The following is a 15,398-nucleotide window of genomic DNA, read 5'->3' on the forward strand; positions in this document are numbered from 1 at the left end:
TCCACCAAATTTCTTCGCCATAATCGTGGTAATAGCCGCTGTTAATGTCGTCTTACCGTGGTCTACGTGACCAATCGTGCCAACATTTACGTGTGGCTTCTTACGTTCAAATTTTTCCTTCGCCATTTCAATAACCTCGTTAACTTTATTGTTTCTTAATAATTGCTTCAGCAATGTTATTTGGTGCTTCCGCGTACTTACTAAATTCCATTGTATATGTTGCTCTTCCTTGCGTCGCAGAACGTAAATCGGTTGAATAACCAAACATCTCTGCTAATGGAACTTCAGCCCGAACAATTTTACCTGCTGGTGAATCTTCCATTCCTTGAACCAGACCGCGACGTCGGTTAAGGTCACCCATAACATCCCCCATATAATCCTCAGGGGTCACGACTTCAACGCTCATTATAGGCTCAAGCAATACAGGTTTAGCTTTTAATGCACCTTGCTTGAAGCATTGTGAACCAGCGATTTTAAATGCCATCTCACTAGAATCCACCTCGTGGAATGAACCGTCAAACAATGTGACTTTAACATCCACTACTGGATATCCAGCAATAACGCCATTTTGCATCTGCTCTTGAACACCTTTATCAACCGCAGGAATGTATTCTTTAGGAATAACACCACCAACTATTGCGTTGATAAACTCATAACCCTTTCCAGGTTCTTGAGGTTCAATTTTCAACCAAACGTGACCATATTGTCCACGTCCACCTGATTGTCTTACAAATTTGCCTTCTTGCTCCACAGGTTGTTTCAATGTTTCGCGATAGGCAACTTGAGGCTTACCAACATTAGCTTCCACATTAAACTCGCGTTTCATGCGGTCAACAATAATTTCCAAATGAAGTTCACCCATACCTTCAATAATAGTTTGTCCAGATTCTTCATCAGTATGAACTCTGAATGAGGGATCTTCTTGAGCTAACTTACCAAGAGCAATACCCATTTTTTCTTGGTCTGCCTTAGTTTTTGGCTCCACAGCGACAGCAATTACAGGATCGGGGAAATCCATTCTTTCTAATATGACAACACTTTCAGTATCACATAAAGTATCACCAGTCATTACTGTTTTCAGTCCCACAGCTGCAGCAATATCACCGGCTCTTACTTCTTTAATTTCTTCGCGTGAATTTGCATGCATCTGAAGCAAACGACCTATACGCTCTCTTTTGGCTTTTACTGAGTTATAAACAGTATCGCCACTCTTTAAAACACCAGAGTAAGTTCTAAAATAGGTTAAAGTACCTACGAATGGGTCAGTTGCGATTTTAAACGCCAAAGCAGAAAAAGGAGCATCATAGCTTGTTTTGCGAGATGCTGGCTCACCATCTTCGTCAACGCCTTGAACGTCAGGAATATCAGTTGGAGAAGGTAAATATTCAATCACTCCATCTAGTACTGCTTGTACGCCTTTATTTTTAAATGCTGAACCACAGAAAACAGGGACGATTTGGTTGCTAATAGTCAGTTGACGTAGCGCTTTCTTAATCTCTGCTTCAGTAAACTCTTGACCTTCAAGATATTTTTCCATGAGGTCTTCGTTTGCTTCTGCAGCTGCTTCTATAAGTAGAGCACGATATTCTTCACATTGTTCTTTGAGATCTTCAGGAACATCTTTATATTGAAAAGTCATCCCTTTGTTCTCTTCATCCCAATGAATTGCTTTCATTTTAATAAGGTCAATAACACCTTTAAACTCTTCTTCAGCACCAATGGGCAATTGAACAACGACAGGATTTGAACCTAATCTTTGTTTAATTTGGCTCACTACACGTAGGAAGTTCGCACCCATTCTATCCATCTTATTGACGAACACAATACGGGGCACGCCATATTTGTTTGCTTGACGCCAAACTGTTTCAGACTGTGGTTCCACTCCAGATACTGAATCGAACACCACAACAGCACCATCAAGCACACGCAATGAACGCTCTACTTCAATCATGAAGTCAACGTGTCCTGGCGTATCGATAATATTGATACGATGTGGCTCAAACTGCTTGTCCATCCCGGACCAGTAGCACGTTGTTGCTGCTGATGTAATGGTAATACCGCGTTCTTGCTCCTGAACCATCCAGTCCATAGTTGCAGCACCGTCATGAACTTCACCAATTTTATGAGACATACCAGTATAGTACAGTACACGCTCTGTTGTTGTGGTTTTACCAGCATCAACGTGCGCTGCAATACCTATGTTTCTATATAACTTTAATGGAGTAGACACGGGATTACCTCTCTATTAGTTCCATCTAAAATGTGCAAACGCCTGGTTGGCTTTTGCCATCTTATGTGTATCTTCGCGTTTCTTCACTGCAGAACCTTTACTTTCGTAAGCATCCATTAGTTCTCCAGCCAAACGTAGCATCATACCCTTTTCTCCACGAGTACGTGCTGCCTGTACAATCCAGCGCATTCCTAAAGCAATGCTTCGGTCAGTTCTTACTTCAACTGGCACTTGATATGTAGCACCACCAACTCGGCGTGAACGAACTTCAACGCTTGGGCGAACATTATCTAAAGCATTTTCAAAATAACGAAGAACTGTCGCTGAACCACTTGAACCTGATTCACCTTCATCTTCATCTGTTTTTTTAAGTTTCTTTACGCGCTCTTCCATAACGGATAAAGCACCATAAATAATTTTTTCAGCAGTAGATTTCTTACCGCTAACCATTAGTACGTTGATAAATTTTGCTAATAACTCACTATGATGTTTAGGATCTGGCAAAATTTCTCTTTTGGGGACTTCTCTTCTTCTAGGCATTTCGATTTCCTACAATCAGTTATTTTTTATCTTTTGGTTTTTTAGTACCGTATTTTGAACGACCTTGTTTACGATCATTAACACCTGAGGTATCTAAGCTACCTCGTACAGTGTGATAGCGCACACCAGGTAAATCTTTAACACGACCACCTCTAATTAGAACAACTGAGTGTTCCTGAAGGTTATGGCCTTCTCCACCAATGTATGATGAAACTTCAAATCCATTAGTTAAACGTACACGAGCAACCTTACGCATAGCTGAGTTAGGTTTTTTAGGTGTAGTAGTGTAAACGCGTGTACATACACCGCGTCTTTGTGGACATGATTCCAGTGCAGGCACGTTACTTTTCTTTTTTACGTCCACACGAGGCTTTCTTACTAACTGATTAATAGTAGCCATTTATACTTAACTCCGATCTGTCTCTTTTGATTATTTCGAATGCATAAGGAGGCCGGATTCTATATAGCTACGGCAGATTTGTCAAGTTTAATCTGCCGTTTTCGAATCCGAACTAGTGTTCTTGATTGTCTGCGTTTAATGCTTCACTCAACGCATGCTCAACATCACTTGCAGTAACGGTATGCACTGGGTGCTCACCGGCTGCAGCCTTAGCTCTTTTTGCCTTACGGCTTTGATGGTATGCATAACCTGTTCCTGCAGGGATCAAGCGACCTACCATAACATTTTCTTTTAAACCACGTAAATCATCAACTTTACCACTTACAGCAGCTTCAGTTAGAACTCTTGTTGTTTCTTGGAACGAAGCAGCAGAAATAAATGACTCAGTTGCCAAAGAAGCCTTTGTAATACCTAACAATATAGGAGTGCCTCGGGCTGGTTGCTTCTCTTCAGCAATAAGCTTGTCATTTTCTTGCAATAAGACGCTTTCTTCTACCTGCTCTCCCGCCAAGAATTTAGAATCCCCAGCAAAAGTAATAACTCTTTTACGTAGCATTTGTCGTACGATTACTTCGATGTGTTTATCATTAATTTTTACACCTTGTAAACGATATACGTCTTGAACTTCATTTACGATGTAATTCGCTAATGCACCAACACCAAGTAAGCGCAATATATCATGAGGATTGAGCGCACCTTCAGCAATAATTTCACCGCGTTCAACATGCTCCCCTTCGAAGACAGAAATATGTCTCCATTTGGGTATCAATTCTTCATGACATTGATCTTCAGAAACATTAATAAGTAATCTTCTCTTACCTTTTGTTTCCTTACCAAAGCTAACCATTCCTGAAACTTCAGCCATAACTGCTGAATCTTTAGGTTTACGTGCTTCGAATAAATCAGCTACTCTAGGCAGACCCCCGGTAATATCGCGAGTTTTAGAACGCTCTTGAGGAATACGGGCAATAACATCCCCGATACCTACGTGACCACCATCTTCAAAGTTAACAATCGCATCTACAGGTAGATAGTATTGAGCAGGAACGTTTGTACCAGCAAGATAAATATCTTCACCATTCTCTGCGACTAGTTTTACCATAGGACGTAAATCACGGCCTGCTGCACTTCGTTGTTTCGCATCGATAACTACGATGTTGCTCAAGCCTGTTAGCTCATCAGTTTGTCGATTCATGGTAATACCATCAATCAAATCAACAAATTTCAGATATCCGGTTACTTCCGAAATAACTGGGTGGGTATGAGGATCCCAAGTAGCAATTACTTGTCCAGCCTCTACCGGTGAATTGTCATGCACTGAAATAACAGCACCATATGGTAGCTTATAACGCTCGCGCTCACGCCCGAATTCATCAACAATGGTTACTTCACCAGAGCGTGACACCGCAACCAGGTTTTTGTTTTCGTGAGTAACTGTTTTAATGTTATGTAAACGAATAACCCCTTTCGTTTTAATCTGAATATTATTCGCTGCAGTTGCTCTAGAGGCAGCCCCCCCAATATGGAAGGTACGCATGGTTAACTGAGTACCTGGCTCCCCAATTGACTGGGCAGCAATAATACCTACAGCTTCACCTGTATTAACGAGATGACCTCGAGCCAAATCACGACCATAGCACTTAGCACATAATCCAAAGCGGGTTTGGCAGGTAATTGGTGAACGAACCATAATTTGGTCCACACCTTGTTTTTCGAGTTTCTCAACCCATTCTTCATCCAATAACGTTCCAGCCGTAACAACCGGTTCGCTTTGGTTAGGGATATAAACATCAGAAGCAACGACTCGTCCTAGAACACGCTCATGTAACGGTTCAACGATATCACCACCCTCAATCAGAGGCTGCATTAAAATACCAGTGTCAACTCCGCAATCATCTTCGGTAATTACTACGTCTTGAGCAACGTCCACTAAACGACGAGTCAAGTAACCAGAGTTAGCGGTTTTTAACGCTGTATCAGCCAAACCTTTTCTCGCTCCATGAGTCGAAATAAAATACTGGAATACGTTCAAACCTTCGCGGAAGTTCGCAGTAATTGGGGTTTCGATAATCGAGCCATCTGGAGCAGCCATCAATCCACGCATACCTGCTAGCTGTCTTATTTGCGCTGCGGAACCCCGCGCACCAGAGTCAGCCATCATAAAGATTGGGTTGAATGATTCTTGTCGAACTTTATTGCCTTTTGCATCTAAAGCTTCTTCTGTTGCTATTTTAGTCATCATCGATTTAGCAACTAATTCGTTAGTTCTAGACCAAATATCGATTACTTTATTGTAACGTTCGCCATTGGTTACCAAACCTGAACGGAATTGTGATTCGATTTCACGAACTTCGTTATCAGCATGATCAATGATGCTGGCTTTATCATCAGGTATTTCCATATCTTCAATACCAATTGACACACCAGAACGTGTTGCATACTTAAAGCCAGTATACATAAGCTTATCAGCAAAAATAACAGTTTCTTTCAAACCAAAATTTCTATAGCAGGTGTCAATAACCTTTGTAATAACTTTCTTGGTCATAGTACGGTTTATCTGAGCAAAAGTCATACCCTTAGGGAGTACCTCAGCAAGAATTGCTCGGCCAACTGTTGTTTCTACTAAATGGTGACCTTCTCCGTCTTCTTTTGGCATGCGGATTTTAATTTTAGCATGAATATCAAGATGACCTGACTCGTAGAAGTTTTGTGCTTCTTGGGCACTAACAAAAATTTTCCCTTCACCTAAGGCATTAACCTTTTCACGAGTTAAGTAATATAAACCTAGTACAACGTCCTGACTGGGAACAATAATTGGCTCACCACTCGCAGGTGATAAGATGTTATTTGTAGACATCATTAATGAGCGAGCTTCTAATTGTGCCTCTAAAGTCAACGGCACGTGAACCGCCATTTGGTCACCGTCAAAGTCCGCGTTGTATGCTGTACAAACTAATGGGTGAAGCTGTATTGCTTTACCTTCAATGAGCACGGGCTCGAAAGCCTGAATACCTAATCTATGTAAAGTAGGAGCACGGTTTAATAGGATAGGATGTTCACGAATCACATCATCTAATATATCCCAAACTACAGACTCTTCTCGCTCTACCATTTTCTTGGCAGCTTTAATTGTTGTAGCTAGGCCTCTGAATTCAAGTTTAGAGAATATAAATGGTTTAAATAACTCAAGAGCCATTTTCTTAGGAAGACCACACTGATGCAGTTTCAAAGTCGGACCAACTACAATTACAGAACGACCTGAATAATCCACACGCTTACCCAACAGATTTTGACGGAAACGACCTTGTTTTCCTTTAATCATGTCGGCTAGCGATTTAAGTGGTCGCTTGTTGGTACCCGTAATTGCACGGCCACGACGTCCATTATCGAGCAGAGCATCGACTGATTCCTGTAACATTCTCTTTTCATTACGTACAATAATATCTGGTGCATTTAGATCCAGAAGACGTTTCAAACGGTTATTTCGGTTAATAACACGTCGATACAAATCATTCAAATCAGATGTAGCAAAACGGCCACCATCTAATGGAACTAAAGGTCTTAAATCAGGTGGTAGCACAGGTAATACATCCATGATCATCCACTCTGGCTTATTCCCAGACTCATAAAAAGCTTCAAGTAATTTCAATCTTTTTGTGATTTTCTTAATTTTGGTTTCAGAGCTGGTAGTTGGTAACTCTTCACGCAAATTCTTGATTTCATCTTCCAGATCAACTTGGCGGAGTAAATCTCGAATTGCTTCGGCACCCATACGTGCGTCAAACTCGTCACCATATTGTTCCATTGCATCAAGATACACTTCATCATTCAGTAATTGACCACGTTCCAATTCAGTCATTCCTGGATCAACGACAACAAACGCTTCAAAGTAAAGAACACGTTCAATATCTCGTAAAGTCATGTCTAGTAATAAACCTATTCTGGAAGGTAATGACTTCAAGAACCAAATATGTGCAACTGGGCTTGCGAGTTCAATATGCCCCATACGTTCACGACGTACTTTAGCCAGCGCAAGCTCGACCCCACACTTTTCACAAATAACGCCACGATGTTTAAGACGTTTGTATTTACCGCATAAGCATTCGTAATCTTTTACTGGGCCAAACGTTTTAGCACAGAACAAACCATCTCGCTCAGGTTTAAATGTACGATAATTTATTGTTTCTGGTTTTTTAACTTCACCATATGACCATGAACGAATTAGCTCAGGAGAAGCCAACGCAATCTTAATTGCGTCGAACTCTTCACTTTGTCCCTGTTGCTTAAGGATGCCGAGCAAATCGCTCATTACAGGAGCTTTTCTCATTGGCTCATTCATTGGATCGTCGTTTAGAGTACTCAAGTCTATGCCTCCAAAAATTGGTTAATCAGTATGTATCGCTGAAAAAGTTAATCGTGTTCGAGTTCGATATCTATTCCCAATGCACGGATTTCTTTCAACAATACGTTGAAAGACTCAGGCATTCCTGGGTCCATACGATGATCGCCATCGACAATATTTTTGTAGATCTTTGTTCTACCTCCAACGTCATCTGATTTCACAGTCAACATTTCCTGTAATGTATAAGCTGCACCATAAGCTTCGAGAGCCCAAACCTCCATCTCCCCAAAGCGTTGTCCACCAAACTGTGCTTTACCACCTAATGGCTGTTGCGTTACTAGACTGTATGAGCCAGTTGAGCGAGCATGCATCTTATCATCAACTAAATGATTTAGTTTTAACATATACATGTAACCTACAGTTACTGGGTTATCAAATTTGTTTCCGGTTCTACCATCAGTCAAGTAGGTTTTACCATCAGAAGACAAATCTGCCAGCTGCAGCATGCTTTTTATTTCTTCTTCAGAAGCACCATCAAAAACAGGTGTTGCCATGGGCACACCAGCGCGTAGATTATCTGCCAATCTAAATATCTCTTCATCATTCAGACAATCTAAATGTACGCGTTGTACGTCATCATGGTTGTATATCTTCTTCAAGAACGATTTGATTTCAGTCGCATTTTGTTTTGTATCAAGCATTTGAGCAATTTTATTACCCAACCCTTTTGCAGCTAATCCAAGGTGGGTTTCAAGAACTTGCCCAATATTCATACGAGATGGTACGCCTAATGGATTAAGAACGATGTCTACTGCTGTTCCATCTTCCATATGCGGCATGTCCTCAACAGGAACTACAATAGAGATAACCCCTTTGTTCCCATGTCGACCTGCCATCTTATCACCTGGTTGTATACGTCTTTTCACAGCAAGATAGACTTTAACAATTTTTAACACCCCAGGGGCTAAATCATCGCCTTGAATTATTTTCTTACGACTGTCGTTAAAACGTTTTTCCATTTCTTTAGACAACATTTCAAGTTGTTTTGAAAGTTGTTCTAATTGTTGGCTTGTTACGTCGTTTTCGAGACGGATATCAAACCATTTGTCTCTTCCTATTTTATCCAGATATTCTTGATTTACTTTGGAGCCTGGTTTCAGATTTCCTGGACCACCCGTTGCTACTTTATCAAGAACAATATTTGCTACACGATGGTAAATATCCTCTTCACGAATACGTCGCTCATCAACTAAGTCTTTACGAACTCGTGCCAAATGTTCTTCTTCGATACTTTTCGCACGCGCATCCTTTTCTAAGCCATCACGCGTAAAGACTTGTACATCAATAACAGTACCGTTCATTCCAGATGGAACTCGAAGTGAAGAATCCTTAACATCAGAAGCCTTCTCACCAAAGATAGCTCGTAATAGTTTCTCTTCAGGTGTCAGTTGTGTTTCACCCTTAGGAGTAACTTTTCCAACAAGAATATCGCCAGCTTTAACTTCAGCGCCTATGTACACAACTCCTGACTCATCCAAATTAGAAAGTGCTGACTCGCCTACATTAGGAATATCTGAAGTAATTTCTTCAGTACCTAATTTAGTATCACGAGCGATACACGTTAATTCTTCTATATGAATTGTTGTGAATCGATCATCTTGTACGATACGTTCGGATATAAGAATAGAGTCCTCGAAGTTGTATCCATTCCAAGGCATGAAAGCAACCAACAAGTTCTGACCTAAAGCCAGTTCCCCCATATCGGTACAGGGACCATCAGCTAAGATATCGCCTCTTTGAATGATATCGCCGGTATTTACAATTGGACGTTGATTAATACATGTATCTTGGTTTGAGCGGAAGTATTTAGTGAGGTTGTAAATATCAACCCCGGTTTCGCCCGCAGTAGTTTCATCATCATTAACACGAACAACGATACGAGATGCATCAACTAGATCAATTATTCCACCTCGTTTTGCTACTACAGAAACTCCAGAGTCAGACGCTACAATACGCTCCATTCCTGTACCTACTAAAGGTTTTTCTGAGCGCAGAGTAGGTACCGCTTGTCGTTGCATGTTTGAACCCATTAAAGCGCGGTTCGCATCATCATGCTCTAAGAATGGAATTAGAGAAGCCGCTACAGAAACAATCTGTTTCGGGGAAATATCCATGTAGTTAATATTATCGGGCGTAGTTAATGAAAATTCATTTTGATGTCTACAGGGAACTAGATCGGCAAGGATATTACCTTCTTTATCAAGAGCAACGCTTGATTGTGCAATATACTGATCTACTTCTTCAATAGCCGAGAGATATTCAATCTCATCAGTAACACGACCGTTGATTACTTTACGGCATGGAGTTTCAATAAATCCATAATCATTTGTTCTAGCATAAACAGACAATGAGTTAATCAAACCAATGTTTGGTCCTTCAGGAGTTTCAATAGGACAGACTCGACCATAGTGCGTTGTATGTACGTCACGCACCTCAAATCCTGCACGCTCACGTGTTAAACCACCTGGGCCTAATGCAGAAACTCTTCGTTTATGAGTAACACCTGATAAGGGGTTAACTTGATCCATAAATTGTGACAGCTGGCTTGAACCGAAAAACTCTTTGATTGCTGCAGAAACAGGTTTGGCATTAATCAAATCCTGAGGCATCAGATTTTCAGACTCAACTAGACTTAAACGTTCTTTAACAGCTCTCTCAACACGTACAAGGCCCACTCTAAATTGGTTTTCAGTCATTTCACCAACACTTCGTACCCTTCGGTTACCAAGGTGGTCAATATCATCAACCATGCCAATACCATTTCTTATGTCAATTAGTGTCTTGATAACTGACATAATATCTTCTTTAGTCAAAGTACCTGGACCATCATCATTCTTTCTACCCACACGTCGATTAAACTTCATTCTTCCGACAGCAGATAAGTCATAGCGCTCATCGACAAAAAATAGATTTTTAAATAAAGCTTCAGCAGCCTCTTTAGTTGGGGGCTCGCCTGGGCGCATCATACGATAAATTTCTACAAGAGCTTCTAATTGACTTGAAGTAGGATCAATTTTAACTGTATCTGATATATAAGAACCATGATCCAAATCATTGGTATAAATCATATCAAATTCGTGGATCCCGTTAGAAGCCATTACATCAAGCAATTCATCAGTAACTTCATCATTGGCTTGAGCAATAAACTCTCCGGTAGAAGTATCGATAATATTTTTTGCTAAAGTTTTACCTATTAGATAATCACGTGGCACAATCAGATCTTTCATCTGACTTTTTTCCATTAATTTAATATGGCGTGCTGTAATTCTTCTACCTTGTTCAACAATTAGTTCCCCTGTCTCAGGAACATGAATATCAAATGAAGCAATCTCTCCACGTAAACGTTGCGGGATAAGATCAATATGATATTCGCCATTTTTAAGATGGCAGCTTGTCATTTCAAAAAATTCGCTCAGAATATCTTCTGTTTCGTATCCCAAAGCTCTTAAAAGAATGCTAACTGGTAATTTACGTCGTCTATCAATACGAACATAGACACAATCTTTTGGATCAAATTCAAAATCTAACCAAGAACCACGGTAGGGTATAATGCGTGCAGAGTATAATAACTTTCCAGATGAATGGGTTTTACCTTTATCATGTTCAAATATTACCCCTGGAGAACGATGTAATTGAGAAACAACTACCCGTTCAGTACCATTTACTACAAACGTACCGACGTCTGTCATTAATGGTATTTCACCCATAAAAACATCTTGTTCTCTAATATCTTTAATTGGCTTAGGTTCTTCGCTTGCGTCTTTATCTAGAACGACAAGTCTTATTTTAACCCTCAATGGTGCAGAATATGTAAGACCTCTTAATTTGCATTCACGAACATCGAATGCTGGTTCGCCTAACTTATAACCAACATATTCTAATCGTGCATTGCCAGAAAAGCTTTCAATCGGGAATACAGAAGAAAATGCAGCATGCAATCCTGTATTAAAGTGTTCATTTGACTTGCTATCAGCCTGAAGGAAATCCCTGTAAGATTTGAGTTGAATTTCAAGCAGATTTGGTATTGCCATTTTATCGGCCTGCGTACCAAAGCTTTTGCGAAATCGTTTTTTCTCAGCATGCGAATATTGAGGTTTAGCTTCTGCAACGGCCATGGTGTTTCCTCTGTAAATTATTGATGACTTCAAACACGTAAACCCAGCCATGAAACCATGGCTGGGTCCTATCTCACTGATATAACTTTATTATTTAACTTCTACTGAAGCACCAGCTTCTTCAAGTTCTTTCTTGATATTAGCAGCTTCTTCTTTAGATACACCTTCTTTAATTGTTGAAGGAGCACCTTCTACTAAGTCTTTAGCTTCTTTTAAGCCAAGACCAGTAATACCGCGAACTGCTTTAATAACGTTTACTTTGTTAGCACCGAAACTAGTCATAACAACAGTAAATTCTGTTTGTTCTTCAGCAGCAGCAGCACCAGCAGCTGGAGCAGCAACTGCAACAGCAGCAGCGGCAGCAGAAACGTTAAATTTCTCTTCCATTGCTTCGATTAGTTCAACAACTTCCATAACAGACATATTTGCTATGGTTTCTAAAATATCATTTTTTGACACAGCCATTACTAGCTCCTGATTTAAAATTAATTTAATGATTAAAGGTGATTTTAACCTGCTTTTTTATCTTTTACCGCTGCTAAGGTTCGTACTAATTTAGCATGAGGCTCAGCAAGAGTTCTGACAAATTTCTCAACGGGCGCTTTCATCACATACATTAACTTGGCGATTGCTTCATCACGAGTCGGTAAGCTAGCAACAGCATCAATTTGATCTGCTTTGTATACTTTTCCGCCTACAGATAATGCTCTAACCTCAAGTTTGTCGCATGTCTTAGTGAATTCTTTAAGTAGTCTTGCTGCATCACTAGGTGCTTCTAGTGACAACGCAATGAATAACGGGCCAACAAGCAAGTCATTCAAGCATTCAAATTCGGTGTTTTTAAAAGCTCTTCTTGTTAACGTATTTCTTACTACTCGAAGATAAACACCTGATTTACGTGCTTCACTACGTAAGTGCGTCATTTGATTAACAGTTAAACCACGATAATCAGCAACTACTGCCGAAATAGCCTTTGAGGCGACCGCAGTCACTTCTTCAACAACAGCTTTTTTTGCAGCTAAATTTAATGTCACGTTACTGACCTCCTAATTATACAAATCACAAGGATTTGCCAGTTATGGTGGCCGCCTCTTTCATTAAGTTGGAGCCGGTTCACCGTCTGCGCAGGAAATTAAGCGTACGCACCTGCGGTCTTCGACGGCATGGAACCAAATCTATGCCGTGAATTCCTAAAAATGGGTGGTTATATTACACAGGTATTGATGAAATATCAATAGCAATACCAGGACCCATAGTTGTAGATAAAGATATTTTCTTTAAATATTGACCTTTTGACGAAGAAGGCTTCGCTTTTTTAAGATCGTTAATTAAAGCAACAATATTTTCAATGATGTCTTCAACAGTAAAATCTACTTTTCCAACAGTACAATGGATAATACCATTCTTATCAGTTCTGTAACGTACTTGGCCTGATTTAGCGTCTTTAACTGCGGCTTCTACGTTCGTAGTAACAGTTCCAACTTTTGGGTTTGGCATTAAACCTCTTGGGCCTAAAACCTGACCTAACTGACCGACGATACGCATCGCATCTGGTGTTGCAATAACAACATCGAAATCCATTGCTCCGCCCTTAATTTTTTCAGCCAGATCTTCAAATCCAACGATATCAGCGCCAGCATCTTTTGCCTTGGTAGCGTTGTCACCTTGTGCAAATACTGCTACACGGACCACTTTCCCAGTACCTTTAGGTAAATTAGTTGATGAACGAACTACTTGATCTGATTTACGAGGATCAACGCCTAAATTAACGCTTATATCTAAACTCTCACGAAATTTAGCTGAAGCAAATTGTTTTAAAAGATTAATTGCTTCACTAGCGCTATATAGATGGTTTGTTTTAATTGTCTCTAAAATCTTTTTTTGTTTTTTCGATACTCTTGGCATGGCATCCCCCTTACTCTAAACCTTCAACGTCAATACCCATACTGCGAGCAGTACCTGCGATACTTCTAACTGCTGCTGCTAAGCTTGCTGCAGTTAAATCAGGCTCTTTAATCTTCGCAATTTCTTCAAGTTGTTTGACGTTAAGCTTGGCCACTTTTTTAGTGTTAGGTGTACCACTTCCACTTTGAATACCTGCAGCCTTTTTCAGTAGAACTGAAGCTGGTGGTGTCTTAGTAATAAAGGTAAAACTACGATCACTATATACAGTGATTACAACTGGGGTAGGTAACCCTTGTTCCATTTGTTGTGTTGCAGCATTAAAGGCTTTACAAAACTCCATAATGTTAACACCACGTTGACCCAAAGCTGGACCGACTGGTGGGCTTGGATTTGCTTTACCTGCTGGAATCTGCAACTTTATATATGCTTCTACTTTTTTTGCCATCTTTACTCCTTATGGGTCATACGCCAGTTTTTTGAAAAAGTAAGGATTTACTTGTTCTTATGTCTAGCTCCCCTCTTTACACAAAATAGCCCTGGATAACTCTTATCTAAACTAGATGTTTATTAAGACTTATCCAGGGCACCTTAGCGAACTAAGTTTTCTCTACTTGACTAAATTCAAGTTCAACTGGAGTAGATCGTCCAAAAATCAGGACTGCTACTCTTAATCTGTTTTTCTCATAATTGACTTCTTCTACTACGCCATTGAAGTCAACGAATGGACCTTCTTTAACTCGAACCACTTCACCGGGTTCAAAGAGAATCTTCGGTCTTGGTTTGGTAACACCATCTTCAACTCGCTGCATAATTGCACGAGCTTCTTTATCAGTAATTGGTGTAGGCGTCTGACTAGTTCCACCAATAAAACCTAATACACGTGGAATTGCCCTTATCATATGCCATGTCTGATCATCCATAACCATGTTCACTAATACATAGCCAGGAAAGAACTTACGCGTACTTTTGCGTTTTTGTCCTGAACGCATTTCAACAACTTCTTCTGATGGCACAACAACTTCACCAATTTTTTCTTCTAAATTATGGTGTTGTGCACGTGATTTAATCTCGCGCATAACGAAATTTTCGTACCCGGAATAGGCATGTACAACGTACCATTGTTTCGATTTGTGTTCTTCCACCGAATTCACCCTAAATGCGTTATTTTAGCAATTGCCCACATCATCACTGAATCGACTCCCCAGAGTATAAATCCGGTTACGGCAACCATAACAATAACAATAGTTGTTGTTTGTATCGTTTCTTGACGGGTTGGCCAAACGACTTTTAACAATTCAACTTTTGACTCTTGAGCAAATTTAAATACTTGTTTACCTACAGATGTCATATAGGCAAAAAATAAAGTCAGCAATAACCATACAAGCCATATTATTGACTGGATGGGACCTGAAAAAGTGTAGTGATATGTACAAAAAAAAGCTGCTGCAGTTATAAGAACTACAGACATCCATGAAAATATATTTTTAGTAGCACTTTGATTTTCGTTCGAACTTTTCATATTCACTTGTAAGTTGGCAGGCCAGGAGGGAATCGAACCCCCAACCTGCGGTTTTGGAGACCGCCACTCTGCCAATTGAGCTACTGGCCTAAATTAATTGGCATGAATCTGTATAACTCATGCCAACACAATTTAACTTTATTACTCGATAATTTTCGCAACAACACCGGCGCCAACAGTACGGCCACCTTCCCGAATTGCGAAACGTAAACCTTCGTCCATCGCAATAGGTGCATGCAGGTTGATAGTCAATTGTACGTTATCACCAGGCATTACCATTTCTACTC

The 15,398-nt window shown here is 40.2% G+C and carries 13 protein-coding genes and 1 tRNA gene; all 14 read right to left on the reverse strand.

The window, feature by feature from the left end; translation table 11 throughout:
- Positions 1 to 126 (reverse strand): GTP-binding protein (locus ACWTEW_RS24420; protein WP_264459337.1); only part of this gene is annotated, 126 nt, incomplete at its 3' end.
- Between the two features lie 19 nt (positions 127 to 145).
- Complete coding sequence (fusA, locus tag ACWTEW_RS24425) at positions 146 to 2,230, reverse strand: elongation factor G (RefSeq protein WP_454783560.1); 2,085 nt, start codon at positions 2,228 to 2,230, stop codon at positions 146 to 148.
- A gap of 15 nt (positions 2,231 to 2,245) precedes the next feature.
- Positions 2,246 to 2,770, reverse strand: a complete 525-nt coding sequence (rpsG, locus tag ACWTEW_RS24430; protein WP_454783561.1) for a 30S ribosomal protein S7 — start codon at positions 2,768 to 2,770, stop codon at positions 2,246 to 2,248.
- Between the two features lie 19 nt (positions 2,771 to 2,789).
- Complete coding sequence (rpsL, locus tag ACWTEW_RS24435; protein ID WP_010654837.1) at positions 2,790 to 3,170, reverse strand: 30S ribosomal protein S12; 381 nt, start codon at positions 3,168 to 3,170, stop codon at positions 2,790 to 2,792.
- Between the two features lie 112 nt (positions 3,171 to 3,282).
- Complete coding sequence (rpoC, locus tag ACWTEW_RS24440; protein ID WP_454783567.1) at positions 3,283 to 7,479, reverse strand: DNA-directed RNA polymerase subunit beta'; 4,197 nt, start codon at positions 7,477 to 7,479, stop codon at positions 3,283 to 3,285.
- Positions 7,480 to 7,580: 101 nt separating this feature from the next.
- On the reverse strand, positions 7,581 to 11,687 hold the full coding sequence (rpoB, locus tag ACWTEW_RS24445; protein ID WP_454783562.1) for a DNA-directed RNA polymerase subunit beta: 4,107 nt from the start codon (positions 11,685 to 11,687) through the stop codon (positions 7,581 to 7,583).
- 90 nt (positions 11,688 to 11,777) lie between these two features.
- Complete coding sequence (gene rplL / locus ACWTEW_RS24450; RefSeq protein ID WP_454783563.1) at positions 11,778 to 12,152, reverse strand: 50S ribosomal protein L7/L12; 375 nt, start codon at positions 12,150 to 12,152, stop codon at positions 11,778 to 11,780.
- A gap of 44 nt (positions 12,153 to 12,196) precedes the next feature.
- Positions 12,197 to 12,721: a 50S ribosomal protein L10 gene (gene rplJ, locus ACWTEW_RS24455; protein WP_110144188.1), complete on the reverse strand. Its 525-nt coding sequence runs from the start codon at positions 12,719 to 12,721 to the stop codon at positions 12,197 to 12,199.
- A 175-nt stretch (positions 12,722 to 12,896) separates the two neighbouring features.
- Positions 12,897 to 13,592: a 50S ribosomal protein L1 gene (rplA, locus tag ACWTEW_RS24460; RefSeq protein WP_454783564.1), complete on the reverse strand. Its 696-nt coding sequence runs from the start codon at positions 13,590 to 13,592 to the stop codon at positions 12,897 to 12,899.
- Positions 13,593 to 13,602: 10 nt separating this feature from the next.
- Positions 13,603 to 14,037: a 50S ribosomal protein L11 gene (gene rplK, locus ACWTEW_RS24465; protein ID WP_010654844.1), complete on the reverse strand. Its 435-nt coding sequence runs from the start codon at positions 14,035 to 14,037 to the stop codon at positions 13,603 to 13,605.
- A 151-nt stretch (positions 14,038 to 14,188) separates the two neighbouring features.
- Positions 14,189 to 14,734 (reverse strand): transcription termination/antitermination protein NusG, encoded by a 546-nt coding sequence (gene nusG / locus ACWTEW_RS24470; protein ID WP_454783565.1) that lies wholly within the window; start codon positions 14,732 to 14,734, stop codon positions 14,189 to 14,191.
- A 5-nt stretch (positions 14,735 to 14,739) separates the two neighbouring features.
- Complete coding sequence (gene secE, locus ACWTEW_RS24475) at positions 14,740 to 15,111, reverse strand: preprotein translocase subunit SecE (RefSeq protein ID WP_454783566.1); 372 nt, start codon at positions 15,109 to 15,111, stop codon at positions 14,740 to 14,742.
- 14 nt (positions 15,112 to 15,125) lie between these two features.
- Positions 15,126 to 15,201, reverse strand: a tRNA-Trp gene (locus ACWTEW_RS24480).
- Between the two features lie 51 nt (positions 15,202 to 15,252).
- On the reverse strand, positions 15,253 to 15,398 hold a 146-nt coding region (locus tag ACWTEW_RS24485), incomplete at its 5' end, for an EF-Tu C-terminal domain-related protein (protein ID WP_010654847.1).

The sequence above is a fragment of the Legionella stuttgartensis genome, from assembly GCF_977063405.2.